The sequence below is a fragment of the Paraburkholderia sp. MM6662-R1 genome (assembly GCF_050436245.1).
GTDB lineage: Bacteria > Pseudomonadota > Gammaproteobacteria > Burkholderiales > Burkholderiaceae > Paraburkholderia > Paraburkholderia tuberum.
Genome location: NZ_JBNDLV010000004.1, coordinates 2,816,398 through 2,833,872, shown reverse-complemented (window position 1 = coordinate 2,833,872; position 17,475 = coordinate 2,816,398). Strand labels below are relative to the sequence as shown.

Annotated in this window: 14 protein-coding genes; 11 read left to right on the top strand and 3 right to left on the bottom strand. The window is 65.2% G+C overall.

The features are described from left to right. Both OKW39_RS42845 and OKW39_RS42840 read right to left on the bottom strand, forming a co-directional pair. Positions 1 to 1,706, bottom strand: a 1,706-nt coding sequence (locus tag OKW39_RS42845) for a thiamine pyrophosphate-requiring protein (protein ID WP_429565458.1), incomplete at its 3' end; no start/stop codon positions are given. Positions 1,707 to 1,802: 96 nt separating this feature from the next. Further along, a complete protein-coding gene (locus OKW39_RS42840) occupies positions 1,803 to 2,705 on the bottom strand; it encodes a YihY/virulence factor BrkB family protein (RefSeq protein ID WP_090809917.1) in 903 nt (300 codons plus the stop codon). 159 nt (positions 2,706 to 2,864) lie between these two features. On the opposite strand from OKW39_RS42840, the gene OKW39_RS42835 reads away from it, so the two are divergent. The 8 genes from OKW39_RS42835 (at position 2,865) to OKW39_RS42800 (ending at position 12,069) form a co-directional block, all read left to right on the top strand. Beyond that, positions 2,865 to 3,947, top strand: a complete 1,083-nt coding sequence (locus tag OKW39_RS42835) for a ligase-associated DNA damage response exonuclease (RefSeq protein ID WP_090809919.1) — start codon at positions 2,865 to 2,867, stop codon at positions 3,945 to 3,947. 10 nt (positions 3,948 to 3,957) lie between these two features. Further along, entirely contained in the window at positions 3,958 to 5,631 is a 1,674-nt protein-coding gene (locus tag OKW39_RS42830) for an ATP-dependent DNA ligase (protein ID WP_429565457.1), read from the top strand. Between the two features lie 443 nt (positions 5,632 to 6,074). Then, positions 6,075 to 6,551, top strand: coding sequence for a response regulator (locus OKW39_RS42825; protein ID WP_429565456.1), 477 nt, complete (start codon positions 6,075 to 6,077; stop codon positions 6,549 to 6,551). Positions 6,552 to 6,822: 271 nt separating this feature from the next. Next, a complete protein-coding gene (locus OKW39_RS42820) occupies positions 6,823 to 7,689 on the top strand; it encodes a glucose 1-dehydrogenase (RefSeq protein WP_184062277.1) in 867 nt (288 codons plus the stop codon). An 87-nt stretch (positions 7,690 to 7,776) separates the two neighbouring features. Further along, the gene (locus OKW39_RS42815) at positions 7,777 to 8,091 is read left to right on the top strand and encodes a hypothetical protein (protein ID WP_429565455.1); all 315 of its coding nucleotides are present in this window, start codon (positions 7,777 to 7,779) and stop codon (positions 8,089 to 8,091) included. Positions 8,092 to 8,246: 155 nt separating this feature from the next. Continuing rightward, positions 8,247 to 8,807 (top strand): (2Fe-2S)-binding protein, encoded by a 561-nt coding sequence (locus OKW39_RS42810; protein ID WP_090809927.1) that lies wholly within the window; start codon positions 8,247 to 8,249, stop codon positions 8,805 to 8,807. Next, on the top strand, positions 8,804 to 9,811 hold the full coding sequence (locus OKW39_RS42805) for an FAD binding domain-containing protein (RefSeq protein WP_429565454.1): 1,008 nt from the start codon (positions 8,804 to 8,806) through the stop codon (positions 9,809 to 9,811). Before OKW39_RS42810 ends, OKW39_RS42805 begins: the two co-directional genes overlap by 4 nt. Then, the gene (locus OKW39_RS42800; protein ID WP_429565453.1) at positions 9,808 to 12,069 is read left to right on the top strand and encodes a xanthine dehydrogenase family protein molybdopterin-binding subunit; all 2,262 of its coding nucleotides are present in this window, start codon (positions 9,808 to 9,810) and stop codon (positions 12,067 to 12,069) included. Before OKW39_RS42805 ends, OKW39_RS42800 begins: the two co-directional genes overlap by 4 nt. Before the next feature lie 71 nt (positions 12,070 to 12,140). Here OKW39_RS42800 and OKW39_RS42795 read toward each other — a convergent pair whose 3' ends face one another. Next, positions 12,141 to 12,563, bottom strand: coding sequence for a PRC-barrel domain-containing protein (locus OKW39_RS42795; RefSeq protein ID WP_090809933.1), 423 nt, complete (start codon positions 12,561 to 12,563; stop codon positions 12,141 to 12,143). 294 nt (positions 12,564 to 12,857) lie between these two features. Here OKW39_RS42795 and glgX point away from each other — a divergent pair, with 294 nt between their 5' ends. The 3 genes from glgX (at position 12,858) to OKW39_RS42780 (ending at position 17,474) form a co-directional block, all read left to right on the top strand. Next, positions 12,858 to 15,071, top strand: a complete 2,214-nt coding sequence (gene glgX / locus OKW39_RS42790) for a glycogen debranching protein GlgX (protein WP_429565452.1) — start codon at positions 12,858 to 12,860, stop codon at positions 15,069 to 15,071. Between the two features lie 151 nt (positions 15,072 to 15,222). Then, positions 15,223 to 15,399 carry a DUF2934 domain-containing protein gene (locus tag OKW39_RS42785; protein ID WP_429565451.1) on the top strand — a complete coding sequence of 59 codons (177 nt, stop codon included), beginning with the start codon at positions 15,223 to 15,225 and terminating at the stop codon, positions 15,397 to 15,399. Between the two features lie 95 nt (positions 15,400 to 15,494). Then, positions 15,495 to 17,474 (top strand): AI-2E family transporter, encoded by a 1,980-nt coding sequence (locus OKW39_RS42780; RefSeq protein ID WP_429565450.1) that lies wholly within the window; start codon positions 15,495 to 15,497, stop codon positions 17,472 to 17,474. The last annotated feature ends 1 nt before the right edge of the window (position 17,475 follow it).

The window sequence follows — 17,475 nt, the reverse complement described above, 5'->3', positions numbered from 1 at the left end:
TGCGGCGGCAGCGGCGGCACGTTCGGATCGGCCTTCACCTCGATCACGACCGGACGATTCGACGCGAGCGCGTCGTCCCAGGCGGTGGCCATCTGATCGGGATTGTCGACATAGATGCCCTTCAGACCGATCAGCTCCGCGAAGCGGTGATACGGCACGGACGGAATGCTCTGCGAGGCCTCGAACTTCGGATCGCCTTCCATCACGCGCTGCTCCCATGTGACCTGATTCAGGTCGCCATTGTTGAGCACCATGCAGATCCAGCGCGGATCGCTCCAGCCTTGCCAGTACTTCGCGACCGTGATCAGCTCGGCCATGTTGTTCATCTGCATCGCGCCGTCACCGACGAGCGCAATCACGGGCCGCTCGGGGTACGCGAACTTCGCGGCGATCGCATAGGGCACGGCCGCGCCCATCGACGCGAGCCCGCCCGACAGCGAGCACATCATGCCGCGCTGCACTTGCAGATCGCGTGCGTACCAGTTCGCGACCGAGCCCGAATCGCTGGTGACGATCGCGTTCGAGGGAATGCGCTTCGACAGCTCCCATACCGAGAGCTGCGGATTCAGGCCATCTGTCGCGGGTTCGTGCGCGCGTTTCTCCAGCGTCTTCCACCAGTCGGACACCCAGCCTTCGATGCGCTCGCGCCACAGCCGATCCTTCTTTTCCTCGAGCAGCGGCAGCAGCGCGCGCAGCGTCTCGGCGCTATCGCCGACGAGGTTCACTTCCATCGGATAACGCAGGCTCAGCATGTCGGCCTTGATGTCGATCTGCACGCCGCGCGCGTCGCCTTCCTTCGGCAGAAATTCCGAGTAGGGGAAGCCCGAGCCGATCATCAGCAAGGTATCGCAATGGGTCATCATGTCGTAGCTCGGCTTCGTGCCGAGCAGGCCGATCGAACCGGTCACCCACGGCAGATCGTCGGGCAGCGCGGCCTTGCCGAGCAGCGCCTTGGCGACGCCGGCGCCGAGTTTCTCGGCGATCGCGATCACTTCGTCGGTCGCGTGCAGCGCGCCCGCGCCGACCAGGATCGCGACCTTGCGGCCCGCGTTCAGCACGTCGGCCGCCTGGCGCAACTGCTCGTCGCTCGGCACGACGCGCGGGCGCGCGTAACCGATGCCCGAATGCAGCGTGCCGTGCTTGCGCCCCGGCGGCTCGTAGGGGATGTCCTGCAGATCGTTCGGCAGTATCAGCGCCGTGACCGCGCGCTCGGCGAGCGCGATGCGCACCGCGCGATCGACCAGGTGGCGGACCTGCGCGGGCATCGTCGCAAAGCCGACGAACGAGCCGGCCACGTCCTTGAACATCGCGGGCAGATCGAGCTCCTGCTGATAGTGTCCGCCGATCGCCGCGCGCGCCTGCTGACCGGTAATCGCCAGCACCGGCATGTGATCCATGCGCGCGTCGTACAGCCCCGTCAGCAGATGCGATGCGCCCGGCCCCGAGGTGGCGATGCACACGCCCAACTCGCCGGTGAATTTCGCATGCGCGGAGGCCATGAACGCGGCCATTTCTTCGTGACGGACCTGGATGAATTCGATCGGGCCCGGCTGATCCGTGCTTTTGTGGCGTTTCTTCGCTTCGCTCTGCGCGCGGTTCAACGCGCCGAACACGCCGTTGATGCCATCGCCTGGATAGCCGTAGATACGCCGCACGCCCCATGCATGCAGCCGCCCGATGATGAAATCGCCGACGGTTTCAGCCATGATCCTCGCTCCTCGATAGCCAGTCGATGCCGCCCGGCGAAATGGGCGGCCGTCGTCGGTATCGGCGAGCAAGGGTTGTTCCTTGCGAATGGCTTGCTACCCGGTCTTGATCCTCGGCTGCGGCGCGTCGAGCGGTTCGTGGCCGAAGCGCTCGTATTGCGATATCACCTGCGCGCCGAACAGCAGCAGTGTCGCGAGCCATTCGAAGCTGAGCAGGATCACGATCGCCATCGTCAACGAGCCATAGACGACGCTGACCTGCGACAGCGTGGCGAAATACCAGACCAGCACGTGCCGCGTGATCTCCCACAACGCGCCGGCCACCACGCCGCCGATCAGCGCGTGTTTGAGCGACGGCCGTCCCACCGGCATCACCAGATACACCGAGGTCAGCACGAAGATTTCGCCGGCGAGCCCGAACAGATACAGCATCACTCGCGAGAAGCCCTGCAACGATACGTGCAGGCCGAACAGTCTGAGTCCTTCGGCGCCGATCGTGTCGAGCGCGCTCGACACGAACGTGACGATCAGCAGTCCCACGCCAAGAAACAGGATGTAGCAGTACGGCAGCAGCGCCGAGATCAGGAAGTGGCGCCGCTTCACGACGACCCGATGCACGAAGATCAGCGACATCGCGTTTTCGAGCACGGTGAACGCGAGCGAGCTGAAGAAGATCATCGTCAGCAGCAGCACCCAGCCGATTACCGCGCGATGCAGCAGGAAGTTCGACAGCTCACGCACGAGCGCGGCCGATTGTCCGGGCACGAGCCAGCGCAGCAGATGCGCAAGCGCGTCGAGCACCAGCTGCTGCGGCACCACGCGCGACAACACGATGACGATCAGGATCAGCAGCGGCACGATGGACAGCAACGCGTAGTACGCGACCGCGCCCGCGAGCAGCAGCCCCTGGTTCGCGCGAAACGCTTTCAGCGTTTGCAGCAGGAAGCGCCAGGGATGTCTGGCGATATACAGCGCTTGCTGGTCGAGCAGGATCGGCATGAGGCCTCGCGGTGCGCGCCGGGCACTGCCGGATGGCAGCCGCTCTCGACACGCCTGTGTGCTTTATATACCGTAAGCAGAAACGGAGCCATCAATGGCGCGGCATATAGTTTGCTTGGCCGCGTTCGCAAGATCGCGTTCCCTTGCCGAGGACAGCCGATGGATCAGCCGCCGCGTCAGACCGACACCGCGCCGCAAGCCAACGATCTGGTGATCGCGCGGCCGGAGGGACTGTATTGCCCGCCCGGCGATTTTTACATCGATCCGTGGCGGCCGGTCGAACGCGCGGTGATCACCCATGCGCATTCCGACCACGCGCGTTTCGGTCATCAGCGCTACCTGGCCGCGCGCGCGGGCGCGAGCGTGCTGCTATCGCGGCTGCCCGGCATCGCGCTGCACACGCTCGACTACGGCGAGCCGCTGACGATTGGCGCGGCGCGCGTGTCGCTGCATCCGGCCGGGCACGTGCTCGGCTCGGCGCAGGTGCGGATCGAATACGCGGGCCGCGTGTGGGTGGCGTCGGGCGACTACAAGCTCGAAGCCGATCCGACCTGCGCCGCGTTCGAACCGGTGCGCTGCGATACGTTCATCACCGAATCGACGTTCGGTCTGCCGATCTATCGCTGGGATACGCCGCAAAGCGTGTTCGATTCGATCGATTCATGGTGGCGTCACAACGCCTCCGAAGGGCGCGCGTCGGTGCTGTTCTGCTATTCATTCGGCAAGGCGCAACGCGTGCTCGCGAGTGTCGATGCGGCGATCGGGCCGATCTTCTGCCACGGCGCGCTCGAGCCGCTCAATCGCGCGTATCGCGACGCGGGCGTGCGTCTGCCGGCGCTCGGTCTGGTCGGCGAGATTGCCGCGAAAGACAAGGGCGTATTCAAACAGGCGCTGATCGTCGCGCCGCCGTCCGCGCAGAACAGCGCGTGGCTCAAGCGCTTCGGCGACTACAGCGATGCGTTCGCGTCGGGCTGGATGCGCCTGCGCGGCGCGCGTCGCCGGCGCGGCGTCGATCGTGGCTTCGTGCTGTCGGATCACGCGGACTGGCCGGGTTTGCAAACGGCGATACGCGAGAGCGGCGCCTCCCGCGTGATCGTCACGCATGGCTCGATCGAACCGATGGTGCGCTGGCTCAACGAGCAGGGCCTGCACGCCAGCGCGTTCGAAACGCAATACGGCGACGATACCGTCGAAGCCGACGCGGCCGGCGCCGACGAAGCGCCGGCGACGAGCGAATCATGACGGGCACCGTATGAAACGCTTCGCGGCTCTCTACACCGCGCTCGATGCGACCACGTCGACGTACGACAAGCTCGCGGCGCTGACGAGTTATTTCTCGGTGGCCGACCCCGAAGACGCGGCATGGGCGTCGTATTTCCTCGCGGGCGGCAAGCCGCGTCAACTCGTGCCGACGCGTTTGCTGACCGAAATCGCGCGCGAGCGCGCCGGCTTGCCCGAGTGGCTGTTCGAGGAGTCGTATCACGCGGTGGGCGATCTGGCCGAGACCATCGCGCATATCCTGCCGCCCGCGTCGCGCAACTCCGAGCTGGGTCTCACGCAATGGATCGAGCAACGCATGCTGCCGCTGCGCGGCCTGCCGCCCGACGAGTTGCGCAGGCGTCTGCTCGGCTACTGGGACGAACTCGACTGGGGCGGTCGTTTCCTGCTGACCAAGCTGATCGGCGGCGGCTTTCGTGTCGGCGTCGCGCGGCAACTGGTGGTGCGTGCGCTCGCCGAAGTGGCCGGCGTCGATCACAAGCGGATCGCGCAACGAATGGTCGGCTGGACCGATTCGCAACAGAAGCCCGATGCGGCGCGCTATCTGCGTCTGATCGCGCCGCAGACCGACGACGATCCGCAAGCGCACGCGCCTGAACACGATAGCGACCTCGGCCTGCCGTATCCGTTCTTTCTCGCGCATCCCTTGCAGACCGATCCGGCGACGCTCGGCGATCCCGCGCACTGGCTGATCGAGTGGAAGTGGGACGGCATACGCGCGCAACTCGTCAAACGCGGCGGCCGCGTGTGGTTGTGGTCGCGCGGCGAGGATCTGATTACCGATCGTTTTCCCGAAGTCGCGGCATTGGGCGAGTCATTACCCGATGGCTACGTGATCGATGGCGAGATTCTCGCGTGGGAGCCCGGCGCGGCAGCGCCATTGCCGTTCGCGCGGCTGCAACCGCGCATCGCGCGCAAGACGCTGACGCGCAAGATACTCGCGGATTCGCTTGCCGCGCTGCTCGCATACGATCTGCTCGAAGCACACGGACGGGACCAGCGCATGAACCCGCTCGCTGAACGGCGTGCACGCCTCGATGCGCTGGCCAGCTCCGTCGATGGCACGCTCGCGCGTGGTCTGCTGCGCGTATCGCCGCTCGTCCTTGCAGCGGACTGGACCGCGCTCGCGGCGTTGCGCGACGAGAGCCGCGCGCGCGGCGTCGAAGGCTTGATGCTCAAGGAGCGCGAGTCGATGTACGGCGTCGGTCGTACCAAGGCGTCGGGCACGTGGTGGAAATGGAAGATCGAGCCTTATGCGGTGGACGCTGTACTTGTTTACGCGCAGCGCGGTCATGGCCGTCGCGCGAGTCTTTACACGGACTACACGTTCGCGGTGTGGGACGAGGCCGACGGCGTGCGCACGTTGGTGCCGTTCGCGAAGGCCTATTCAGGGCTCACGGATGAAGAGATGCGTCGGGTCGATGCGATCGTGCGCAAGACCACCGTCGATAAATTCGGCCCCGTGCGCAGCGTGACGCCAACGCTCGTGTTCGAGATCGGCTTCGAAGGGATACAAGAGAGTTCGCGTCACAAGTCCGGCGTGGCCGTGCGTTTTCCACGCATGCTGCGCTGGCGCACGGACAAACACATCGACGACGCAGATACGCTCGCGATGCTGAAGGGGTTTATCGATAATCGTGCGGGATAACCCGCAGAGCACAAACCCCTAACATGTCGAGCATTTTTTTATCGGCATCGTCGCTTATTCTTTTGATAAGACCGCGTCATCGATTCGCGCCATAAGTGCGATTGCGGCTTGCATTGCGTGGACCCTTCAATCCGTTGAAATACCGATATCGTGCGACGCCTCTGAACGAGACGGATCGCACAAGGACAGTGCGTCGTTCGATGTTGCGCAGCGCGCACATCGCAGGCGCCGTCATTCAAACGCCGTGATGAATGGGCACGCTGAATCCCGCATTCCAGGTGATTGCAACGTCGGAATGCGCGACCAGGCGTGCTGGCCGCGGCATCGTCCGAGCGAAGCGGAAATAACAAAAAACCGGTCGTAGTCCGGCAGACGCAACGGGATCGAATCTTGCACGGGTGGCGCGGATGCCCTTCAGGGCCAATGTAAAAGGGCGAGAAAAAATGACTGTGTTCAACGACAACGTGGACAGCAGCGACGACGTGCTCGTATGGCGACCAATCCGCTATGCGATGGCCGCGCATCGTCGCGTGCTGGTAGTCGACGATTACCGGGAAGCGGCCGATGCGCTGCAAATGCTACTGATGGCCGACGGCTTCGAATGCCGCGCGCTCGACGATCCGTTTGCCGTGTGCGAGACCGCGCGCGAATGGCAGCCGTTCGCGGTGGTGCTCGACATCAAGATGCCTGGACTCGACGGGCTCGAACTCGCGCGGCGGCTGCGCGGGCATCCGCAGACTTCGCACATGCTGCTGGTCGCGTGTACCGCGTTTGCGTCGCGCGACGATCGCGCGCTCGCGAAGGCCGCCGGCTTCGACGCGCATTGCGCCAAACCGTTGACACCCGAGCGTCTGCTGCGCGTGCTCGAATCGGCGGCGGCGTTGCATGCGGCGGAGCCATCATCTGAATCACGTTGTTAGCGAAAACTCACTGACAGTTCTGTTATTTCTGCACGGTCATCGGCAGAAAATCGCACTCGTCGCTCTGCGAATCTGTTTGTCATCAATCTGCCATCTGTCCGCCACCATTCTGTCCAACGCAGTTCCTTAAGCCATGCGTGCCCCTGCGCTGCCAAGCGCACAGGAGTTTCCTCTCGCTATTGCATGCAGGCCCACTCGTTGCTCAAAGACCCGATGACGCGGCGCGTTCGTGCGCGCCGCCCATGGTCATTCGCACCGAGGGAGATCCGACATGAGCGACACGCAACGTCCGGCACCGCCGTTTCCTGAACAGCAGCAGGATCAGAGGCCCGGCCGGACGGCCGACATGAACCCGCAACCGGATCACGGCGAGAAAACCTATGAAGGATCGGGGCGTCTCGCAGGCAAGGCGGCGATCGTGACCGGCGGCGACAGCGGCATCGGCCGCGCGGTCGCGATCGCGTTCGCGCGCGAAGGTGCGGATGTGCTGATCGCCTATCTCGACGAAGACGACGATGCGCGCGAGACCGCGCGCTGGGTCGAGGACGCGGGTCGCAAGGCGGTGCTGGTCGGCGGCGATATCCGCGATCGCACGCATTGCGACGCGATCGTCGACAAGGCGATCGAGGCATTCGGCCGGCTCGACGTGGTGGTCAACAACGCCGCGTATCAGATGAGCTATCCGTCGCTCGATGCGATCAGCGACGAAGAATGGGACAAGACCTTCGATACCAACATCGGCGCGATGTTCAGGATCACGCGCGCGGCGGTGCGCCATATGAAGCCGGGCGGCGCGATCATCAATACTTCGTCGATCAATGCCGATCATCCGAATCCTGGTCTGATCGCGTATGCGACCACCAAGGGCGCGATCCAGAACTTCACCGGCGGTCTCGCGCAATTGCTCGCGGAAAAGGGCATTCGCGCGAACTGCGTGGCGCCGGGACCGATCTGGACGCCGTTGATTCCATCGACGATGCCGGCCGACAAGGTCGAGCAGTTTGGCAAGCAGGTGCCGATGAAGCGCCCCGGCCAACCGGCCGAACTGGCCGCCGCGTACGTGATGCTCGCGTCGGATGAAGCGAGCTACATCTCGGGCGCGACAATTGCGGTAACGGGCGGCGCGCCGATCATTTAGGTTGTCGAACTGATGGCGGCATGGCCGCCTGCGCTCACGTACGAGGTTCGCGCAGCGGGTTTTCATAACGTCCTAAGGGAGAGTGCCATGAAGATCGATGTATCCGTCAAACTGGCTGCCGCGTTCGTTTCAGGCTGCTTCGCGCTAGGCTTTGCGCAGGCGGGCTTCGCGCAGACCGGTACCAATCCATCCATGCAAAACGGCAAGTCTGCCGCGCAACCCGGCGCAAGCCTGGAAGAATCGCGCACGCCGGACACGACCAGCGCGAACAATGCGAACGGCAATGTCGGCGAATCGGGGGGCGCCACCAATGGGATGGCTGGCGGCGGCAATGGGAAAACCACCAACAGGCGCTTCAAAGGCGCGACGCCGCCGCGCGCGGGTAGTGGGGCGGGGCAATAAGCGATCCGTCGAGCGCGTCGGCCTGCCTCGCGACGCGCCGGACGCCGCGGCGGCATCGCGCTCGCGCGCTGTCGCCGCTTTGCATTGGTTTGAGTTGCGTTGAGTTCCGTCGCGCGCCGCACTGCTTGCGCGATGCCTTGTGAGGAGGAAATCCGATGGCTACCCCCGATGCTGAAACCGCCCGGGCCGACGCGCCCGCGTCGCATGCATTGACGTTCGAGATCAACGGCGAGACGCGGCGCTTCGACGTCGAGGCGTGGACCTCGCTGCTCGATCTGCTGCGCGAGCATGCGCACCTGAGCGGCACCAAGAAGGGCTGCGATCACGGTCAATGCGGCGCTTGTACGGCGATCGTCAATGGCCAGCGGATCAATACCTGCCTCGCGCTCGCGGTCGTGTACGACGGCGCATCGATCACGACGATCGAAGGTCTCGCGAACGGCGACACGTTGCATCCGCTGCAGCAGGCGTTCATCGATCACGACGCGTTCCAGTGCGGCTACTGTACGCCCGGACAAATCTGCTCCGCGCACGCGATGCTCGAAGAAGGACATGCGCGCTGCGCGGACGATGTGCGCGAGCAGATGAGCGGCAATCTGTGCCGCTGCGGCGCGTATCCGAACATCGTCGCGGCGATTCTCGACGCTGCGCATTTCGGTGACGATGACGCAAGGCAAGACAGTGCGGTCGCGAATAAATCTGGAGCGCGGCCATGAACCGCTTCTCGTACACGCGCGCCGATGCGGTGCAGGATGCGCTCGAACGGCATCGTTCGGACAGGGGCGCCGCGTTCCTCGCGGGCGGCACGAATCTCGTCGACCTGCTGCGCGAAGACGTGGCGCGCCCGGCTTTGCTCGTCGACATCAACCGTTTGCCGCTCAGGCAGATCGAAGCGTCGGCGCAGGGCGGCCTGAAGATCGGCGCGCTCGTAACCAATAGCGCGCTCGCGTATGACGATACCGTCGCGACACGCTACCCGCTACTCGCGAAAGCGATCCTGGCGGGCGCGTCGCCGCAGATTCGCAACGTCGCGACGGTCGGCGGCAATCTGCTGCAACGTACGCGCTGCTACTACTTCTACGACATTGGCACGCCGTGCAACAAGCGCGAACCCGGCAGCGGCTGTCCGGCGCTGCACGGCGTGAGCCGCATTCACGCGATCCTCGGTGCGAGCGAGCACTGCATCGCCGTGCATCCGTCCGATATGTGCGTCGCGTTGGCGGCGCTCGGCGCCACTGTGCATCTGATCGGCAACGACGGCGCACGCACGCTGCCGTTCGCGGATTTTCACCGGCTGCCCGGCGATACGCCACAGATCGACACCAACCTGCGCGACGACGAACTCGTGACCGCGATCGAACTGCCGCCGCAAGGCTTTGCCGCGCATCACGCGTACGTGAAGGTGCGCGACCGCGCATCGTATGCGTTCGCGCTGGTGTCGGCCGCGGTCGGTGTCGAGCTCGATGACGAGTCGCGGATCGTCGACGCGCGTTGCGCGCTCGGCGGGGTCGCGCACAAGCCGTGGCGCGATCCCGCCGCCGAAGCCGCACTGCGCGGCGAGACGTTGAACGCGCGAAGGTTGCGCGATTTCGCGGCGACGCTGCTGCGCGGTGCGCGCCCTCAGCGCGACAACGCGTTCAAGATCGAACTCGCGGCGCGCGTGATCGTGCGCGCCTTCGGCGAGGCCACACAACGTTCGTTCGAGGAGGCCGCGCGATGAACCGTGCCGAAACCTTGCCGTCGACAGGCAGCCCGAAGCCTGCCACCGGCGCGCCGCATTCGCGTGTGGACGGGCCCGTCAAAGTGACCGGCGCCGCGCAATATGCCGCCGAGTTCTGCGTCGAAGGGCTCGTGTATGGCGTCGTCGTGTCGGGCACGATCGCGACAGGCAAGATCGTGTCGATCGATACTTCGGCTGCCGAAGCGCTGTCCGGCGTGCTGCTCGTGCTCACGCATCGCAAGCGCCCGGCGCTGCCGTCGGACCTCGACGCGTTCAAGGACATGGTCGCGCCCGGCGGCACGCCATTGAGGCCGCTGTGGGACGAGCGCGTGTGGTACAGCGGGCAGCCGGTCGCGCTGGTGGTCGCGCAATCGCTGGAACTGGCGCGCTACGCGGCGTCGCTGGTGCAGGTGCGTTACGAGGCCGGCTCGCACCAGACCGATATCGAAGCAGCGTTGACGAGCGCCGTGCCGCCGTCGGCGGAGAAGGGCGGCTTTGATCCGCCTCCGCCCGAGCGTGGCGACCCACGCAAGACCTTGGCCGATGCAAAGGCGCGCGTGGACGCTTTCTACACGACACCACCGGAGTATCACAATCCGATGGAAATGCACGGATGCACCGTGGTGCCCGATGCGCAAGGACGCTTGACCGTCTATGAAAAGACTCAGGGCGTCGTCAATACGAAGGGCTATCTGACACGTGTGTTCGGTTTGAAGGACGACGAAGTGCAGGTGGTGTCGCCGTTCGTCGGCGGCGCGTTCGGCTCCGGCTTGCGGCCGCAATATCATCTGGCGCTCGCGGCGATGGCCGCGCGCGAACTGAAGAAACCCGTGCGCGTCACGCTGACGCGGCAGCAGATGTTCACCTTCGCGCATCGTCCGCAAACGGTGCAGCGCGTCGCGCTCGGCGCGTCGGCGGATGGCCGCCTGCAGGCGGTGATCCACGAGGCGGTATCGGAAACCTCGCGCTACGAGGACTACTGCGACGTGGTGGTCAACTGGGCGGGGCAGTTGTATCGATGCGACAACGTGTCGATGGGCTACAGGGTCGCGAAGCTCGACGTGCCGACACCGGCCGACATGCGCGCGCCCGGCGCGACACAAGGGCTCTTTGCGCTCGAAGTCGCGATGGACGAACTGGCCGAGGCATTGCGGATGGACCCGCTCGAATTGAGGCTCGTCAACTATGCGGAGCGCGACGCGAACAAGAATCTGCCGTTTTCGAGCAAGGCGCTGCGCGACTGCTATCGCGAAGGCGCGGCCCGCTTCGGCTGGGCGGGGCGGCCGCTCGAGGCGCGCGCACGCCGCGACGGCAACGAGTTGATCGGCTGGGGCATGGCGACCGGTGTGTGGGACGCGATGCAGAACGAAGCGGCCGCACGCGCGGTGTTGACGCCCGATGGCCGCGTCAGCGTGTCGAGTTCGACCGCCGATATCGGCACCGGAACCTACACCGCGATGACGCAGATCGCCGCCGATGCGCTCGGCGTGCCGCTCGGCGACGTCAGCTTCGAACTCGGCGACACCCGGCTGCCGAAGGCGCCGATCGAGGGCGGATCGTGGACGGTGTCGTCGGTGGGCAGCGCAGTCGATGCCGCGTGCACGCGCCTGCACAACCGTCTGGTTGAACTGGCGCGCGAACATGGTGGGGCACGGTTCGCGTCGGCGACTCGCGAACACGTGCGGCGCGAGCGCAACCGGCTCGTGTGCGGCCCACACGCGGACGACTCGATCGCGATTGCGACGCTGTTGCAGCGCGCCGGGCTGGACGAACTCGAAGAGCAGGCCAGCGTGAAGCCGCACGAAAAGCAGCAGGCGTATTCGATGGGCACGCATTCGGCGGTGTTCGCCGAAGTGCGCGTCGACGCAGCGCTCGGCACTGTGCGGGTGACGCGCGTGGTCAGCGCGGTCGCGGCGGGACGCATCGTCAATCCGAAGACGGCAGGCAATCAGGTCGCGGGCGGCGTCGTGTGGGGCATCAGCATGGCGCTGCACGAGCACGGCCAGTTCGATCACGCGCTAGGACGCCAGATGAATCACAACCTCGCCGAATATCACATGCCGGTGAATGCCGACATTCACGAGATCGACGTGCTGTTCGTCGACGAGCGCGATGACATCGTCAATCCGCTCGGCGTCAAAGGTGTCGGCGAAATCGGCGTGGTGGGCGTGGCCGCGGCAGTGTGCAACGCGATCTGGCATGCGACCGGCAAACGCATCCGCGATTTGCCCATTACGCCCGACAAGCTGCTCGGCTGACTACGCCCCTGAGCGCATGTGCATGGACGGCCCGTTGCCGCGTCGATCGATTCGACGCGGCAACGCCGCGCTCAATTCGCGTACTTGAACTCCGGCAACGCCTCGAGCGATTTCTTCGTCGCCTCGGGCAGCACGACGCGCCGGTTGTCGATCTGCAGATCGTTGAACGGCACGGCGACCAGATGCTTGCCCATGCCGAGAAAGCCGCCGACCGACAGGATCGCATACGTGGTGCGCTCGGTGCCCGGCGACACGATCAGATCATCGAGCGTGCCGATGTTGTCCTTGTTGCGGTTGTACACGTCCGCGCCCGACAGCTTCGACGCGCGATAGCCGCTCGCAAGCTGCACGACGTCCGTGCGTTTTTCGGTGATCGCCTGCGGCGCGCCTTGCGCGAACGCGCTGCCGCACGTGCCCAACGCGGAAATCAGCGTAATGGCGGCGAGAAGCGATGCGGAAGCGGCCAGCGGTGTGATCTGCGGGTTGCGCATCATCTGTGTTCTCCCGGTTTGGTGTGGTGGCGTTTCGACGGCGCGCAATGCGTGCGCCTTGCCGGTATGCTGCAAATCTCATGCCGCGACTTTGAGCTGAGGGAAAGCGAGGCGCATCAGGCCCATAAGTTGCTGCACGCACCGGCCCGCTGCTTGCGCGCGGTGCAATGTCCGGCGCGCGGGCCTCGAATGCCTACACTGGAACAATGAGCAGCAAAGAACACGTGGAAAGGCAGTTGAAAAAAACACATGCATGACCCTGAGATACCAACCTCCTTGCAGCCACTGAGAACACCTATGTCTTCCCCAGCCAGCTACTCGACACGCATTGCCGAAGGCACGCCTTTTCCGCTCGGCGCGACATGGAACGGCAGTGGCGTCAACTTCGCGTTGTTCTCCGCGCACGCAACCAAAGTCGAACTGTGTCTGTTCGATGAAAGTGGCCAATACGAATTCGAACGGATCGAGCTGCCCGAATACACCGACGAGGTATGGCATGTGTTCGTACCGAATCTGAAACCGGGTGCCGTCTATGGATATCGCGTGCATGGTCCCTACGAGCCCGAAAACGGGCATCGCTTCAATCCGAACAAGCTGCTGCTCGATCCATATGCGAAGGCGCACATCGGCGAGCTTATATGGGCGCCGGAAATCTTCGGCTATACGCTCGGCTCGGAAGAACTCGACCTGTCATTCGATGAACGCGATAGCGCGCCTTTCGTGCCGAAGTGCAAGGTGGTCGACGCGAATTTTTCGTGGAGCCATCCGGAGCGCAACGCGCTGCCGTGGGAGCGCGTGATTCTCTACGAGACGCACGTGCGCGGCTACACGAAACGTCATCCGCGGGTGCCCGAGCATTTGCGCGGCACGTTCGCGGGTCTGGCGCAGCAGCCCGTGCTCGACCATATCCGCAGCCTTGGCGTGACCTCGGTCGAGCTGATGCCGATCCAGACTTTCGTCAACGACAGCCATCTGCTCGACAAGGGTCTCACGAACTACTGGGGTTACAACACGATCGGCTTCTTCGCGGCCGATCCGCGCTTTTTCGCGTCATCGACCGAGTCGGTCGGCGAATTCAAGGAGATGGTCGACCGCTTTCACCAGGCCGATCTCGAAGTGATACTCGACGTCGTGTACAACCACACGGCCGAAGGCAACGAACGCGGCCCGACGGTCTCGTTCAAGGGCATCGACAACGCGTCGTACTACCGGCTGATGCCCGACGAGCCGCGCTACTACATCAACGACACCGGCACCGGCAATACGCTGAACCTGTCGCATCCGCGCGTGCTGCAGATGGTGACCGACAGCCTGCGCTACTGGGTCACCGAAATGAAAGTGGACGGCTTCCGCTTCGATCTCGCGACGATCCTCGGCCGCGAAGATCACGGCTTCGACGAGGGCGGCGGCTTTCTCGACAGCTGCCGCCAGGACCCGGTCCTCTCCAGCATCCGGCTGATCGCCGAGCCGTGGGATTGCGGCCCCGGCGGCTATCAGGTGGGCGGTTTTCCGCCGGGCTGGGCCGAATGGAACGATCGCTTCCGCGACACCGCGCGGGCGTACTGGAAGGGCGACGAGGGCAGCGCCGCCGATCTCGCGACGCGCGTCACCGCGTCGGGCGACAAGTTCAATCATCGCGGCCGGCGGCCGTGGGCGAGCGTGAACTTCATCGCCGCGCACGACGGCTTCACGCTGAACGATCTGGTCTCGTACAACGACAAGCACAACGAGGCAAACGGCGAGGACAACCGCGACGGCCATTCGGACAACAAGTCGTGGAACATGGGCGCCGAAGGACCGACCGACGACGCCGACATCCGCCAGCAACGTGAGCGCCAGAAGCGCAATCTGCTCGCGACGCTGCTGCTGTCGCAGGGCACGCCGATGATCCTCGCCGGCGACGAATTCGGCCGCACGCAGCAGGGCAACAACAACGCGTATTGCCAGGACAACGAGATCAGCTGGGTCGATTGGGATGCGATCGACGACGACGGCCGCGCGCTGACCGAGTTCGTGCGCAATCTGACCACGTTGCGCCATCGTTTGCCGGTGCTGAGGCGCGGCCGTTTTCTGACTGGCGAATACAACGAGACGCTCGACGTGACCGACACGCGCTGGCTATCGCCGGACGGCACCGACATCACGGGCGAGCAGTGGGCCGATCCGGCGATGCGCTGCTTCGGCCTCGTGATCGACGGCCGTGCGCAGGCGAGCGGCATTCGCCGTCTCGCGTCCGACGCGACCTTGCTGTTGGTGCTGAACGCGTATCACGACGTCGTCAACTTCACGCTGCCCGACATTCCCGAGGGCGATTTTTGGACCTGCCTCGTCGACACCAACATGCCGGTGCGCGCCGAGCTGCCGCAATTCAGCGCGGGCGATGCCTACCAGGTGACCGGCCGCTCGCTGCTGCTGCTCGCGCTCGAAGCGCCGAGCCGCGCGACGCAGCGCGTGTTCGACCGCCTCGAAGAGCAGTTGACTTCCGACGAAGGCGACTCCGCGCCAGGCTAGCGCAGGCTGGCGAGCGACGCCAGCCCCGTTGCAAAAGCGGGCCGCAGCACAGGTACAAGGTTTGCTCCTTCTGTCGTTGGCGATACGCACGCGTCTGCGACCTTCGCCACGGCAGGCGTGCGCACGCAAACGGCCAAGCTGGAGTGAACAAATGGAACAGGAACCAAGCGTCGACGAGCAGATCCGCACGCGCGCCTACTATCTGTGGGAGCAGGCGGCCGAGCCGAAGGGCACGCCCGAGCAATACTGGGAGCAGGCCCGCCGTGAGATCGAGAAGGAGGCACCACCGGTCGAGAGCGGGCCGGTGTCGGGCGATTCGCTGAAATAGACATTCCTCAACGGGATCGAGTAATAAGACTCCGAGCCGGCGAACCGCGTGCGGCTCAGGGACCGTTTTTCCATGCCCGATTTTCGCTCCGCAACATGAACGACACACCCGAGCCGCGCGGCACGAGCGCCGCCGCGCGCATTCAGGCGGCCTCCACCGCATTCGGTATCGAGGGCCTCGTCACGTTCGGCGTCGGCGTGATCGCGGTCGCATGCCTGTACGTCGCGAGCGCGGTGATGATTCCGATCACGCTCGCGATCCTGTTGAGCTTTCTCGTCGCACCGCTCGCCGATGCGCTGTCCCGGCTCAAACTCGGCCATGTCGCGTCGGTGTGCGCGGCGGTCCTGATCTCGGTGTCGGTCATCGCGCTGCTGTGCGCGGTAATCGCCACACAGTTGACCGATCTCGCGGCCGGCATGCCGCGCTATCAGGCGACCATCCAGCACAAGATCGACACCGTGCGCAGTCTGACGATCGGCAAGCTGAACCGTTTCGCGAGCGAAGCGGGGCAGGCATTGCAGCGCGCGACGATCGAGCCACCGCAGCCGCGAGCGCCGAACGGCGCGGCGGCCGCGGCGAGTCCGCAGGCGTCGACGGCGGTGCCGGTGGAAGTGCGCGAGCCGGTGCCGACGCCGTTCGAGCTCGCGCGACGCGTGCTGTCGCCGGCCATCAGTCCGTTGGCAACCGCGTTCATCGTTTTCGTCGTCACGATCGTGATCCTGCTGCAACGCGACGACCTGCGCGATCGCGCGATCCGGCTGTTCGGCTCGCGCGACCTGCACCGCACGACCACGGTGATGGACGAGACCGCGCGGCGCCTGAGCCGCTACTTCGTGTCGCAACTCGGTGTCAACACCGGCGTCGGCGTCGTGATCGGGACGGGGCTGTTTCTGATCGGCGTGCCGAGCCCGATCCTGTGGGGCATTCTCGCGGCGCTGCTGCGGCTCGTGCCCTACGTCGGCATCTGGATCGCGGCGATACTGCCCACCGCGCTCGCCGCCGCGGTCAGTCCCGGCTGGGCGATGGCGATCTGGTCGCTGGTGCTGTTCGTGGTCGCGGAGCTGGCGGTGGGGCAGGTGGTCGAGCCGCTGCTGTATGGGCGCAGCACCGGCCTGTCGCCGTTTTCGGTGGTGGTCGCGGCGATCTTCTGGAGCTGGATCTGGGGGCCGATCGGGCTGATCCTGTCGACACCGTTGACGCTGTGTCTGCTGGTGCTCGGCCGGCACGTGCGGCGTCTCGAATTTCTCGACGTGCTGCTCGGCGATCAGCCCGCGCTGACGCCGGTCGAAAACTTCTATCAACGCGCGCTCGCCGGCGATCCGGATGACGCGATCGAGCAGGCCGAAGTGCTATTGCGCGACTGCTCGCTGTCTGCCTATTACGACAAAGTCGCGATCCAGGGCTTGCGGCTCGCGGCCAACGACGTGACGCGCGGCAGCGTGACGAGCGCGCAACTCGCGCGCATCGAGTCGACGACCAACGACCTGGTCGACGGCCTCGACGGCTACGAGGATCGCGAGCCGGCGCCGCTCGCGACGCAGGCGAACCGGGGCCCAGTGGGGCCGCTGGCACCTTCCGACGAAACGCAGGCCGCGCGGGCGATGCCACGATCGGTCGACGCCGCGCCCGTGTTCGCCTCGCATGCGCCGACGAGCCGCGTGTTGTGTCTGCCGGGCCGTGGCCCGCTCGATGCGCTCGCGACGATCATTCTGCTGCAGTTGCTCGGCAAGCACGGCTTCGCGGCGCGCTCGCTGCCGCACGAGGCGGTGTCGCGCGCGTCGATCGACAGCCTCGTGGCGGACGACGTGGGCATCGTCTGCCTTCTGTATCTGCAGATCGACGGCATACCGTCGCATCTGCGCAATCTGATCCGGCGCATCCGCACGCGCTTGCCGAACGTGTCGATCGTGGTCGGCGTTTGGACACCCGAGGATACGCAGCAGTGGAGCGCGGAACAGCAGGAATCGCTGGAAGCGGAGTGCGCCGTGACGTCGTTGCAGCAGATGCTGGCCGCGTGCCGTCGCCTCGATGCGACGCGAACGGTGATCGCGGAGCCCCAGTTCGAGCATGGCTGAA

Excerpts from the sequence above, each read along its gene's own strand:
- OKW39_RS42840 (WP_090809917.1), bottom strand. The coding sequence starts at position 2,705 with ATGCCGATCCTGCTCGACCAGCAAGCGCTGTATATCGCCAGACATCCC.
- OKW39_RS42835 (WP_090809919.1), top strand. The coding sequence starts at position 2,865 with ATGGATCAGCCGCCGCGTCAGACCGACACCGCGCCGCAAGCCAACGAT.
- OKW39_RS42830 (WP_429565457.1), top strand. The coding sequence starts at position 3,958 with ATGAAACGCTTCGCGGCTCTCTACACCGCGCTCGATGCGACCACGTCG.
- OKW39_RS42825 (WP_429565456.1), top strand. The coding sequence starts at position 6,075 with ATGACTGTGTTCAACGACAACGTGGACAGCAGCGACGACGTGCTCGTA.
- OKW39_RS42820 (WP_184062277.1), top strand. The coding sequence starts at position 6,823 with ATGAGCGACACGCAACGTCCGGCACCGCCGTTTCCTGAACAGCAGCAG.
- OKW39_RS42815 (WP_429565455.1), top strand. The coding sequence starts at position 7,777 with ATGAAGATCGATGTATCCGTCAAACTGGCTGCCGCGTTCGTTTCAGGC.
- OKW39_RS42810 (WP_090809927.1), top strand. The coding sequence starts at position 8,247 with ATGGCTACCCCCGATGCTGAAACCGCCCGGGCCGACGCGCCCGCGTCG.
- OKW39_RS42805 (WP_429565454.1), top strand. The coding sequence starts at position 8,804 with ATGAACCGCTTCTCGTACACGCGCGCCGATGCGGTGCAGGATGCGCTC.
- OKW39_RS42800 (WP_429565453.1), top strand. The coding sequence starts at position 9,808 with ATGAACCGTGCCGAAACCTTGCCGTCGACAGGCAGCCCGAAGCCTGCC.
- OKW39_RS42795 (WP_090809933.1), bottom strand. The coding sequence starts at position 12,563 with ATGATGCGCAACCCGCAGATCACACCGCTGGCCGCTTCCGCATCGCTT.
- glgX (WP_429565452.1), top strand. The coding sequence starts at position 12,858 with ATGTCTTCCCCAGCCAGCTACTCGACACGCATTGCCGAAGGCACGCCT.
- OKW39_RS42785 (WP_429565451.1), top strand. The coding sequence starts at position 15,223 with ATGGAACAGGAACCAAGCGTCGACGAGCAGATCCGCACGCGCGCCTAC.
- OKW39_RS42780 (WP_429565450.1), top strand. The coding sequence starts at position 15,495 with ATGAACGACACACCCGAGCCGCGCGGCACGAGCGCCGCCGCGCGCATT.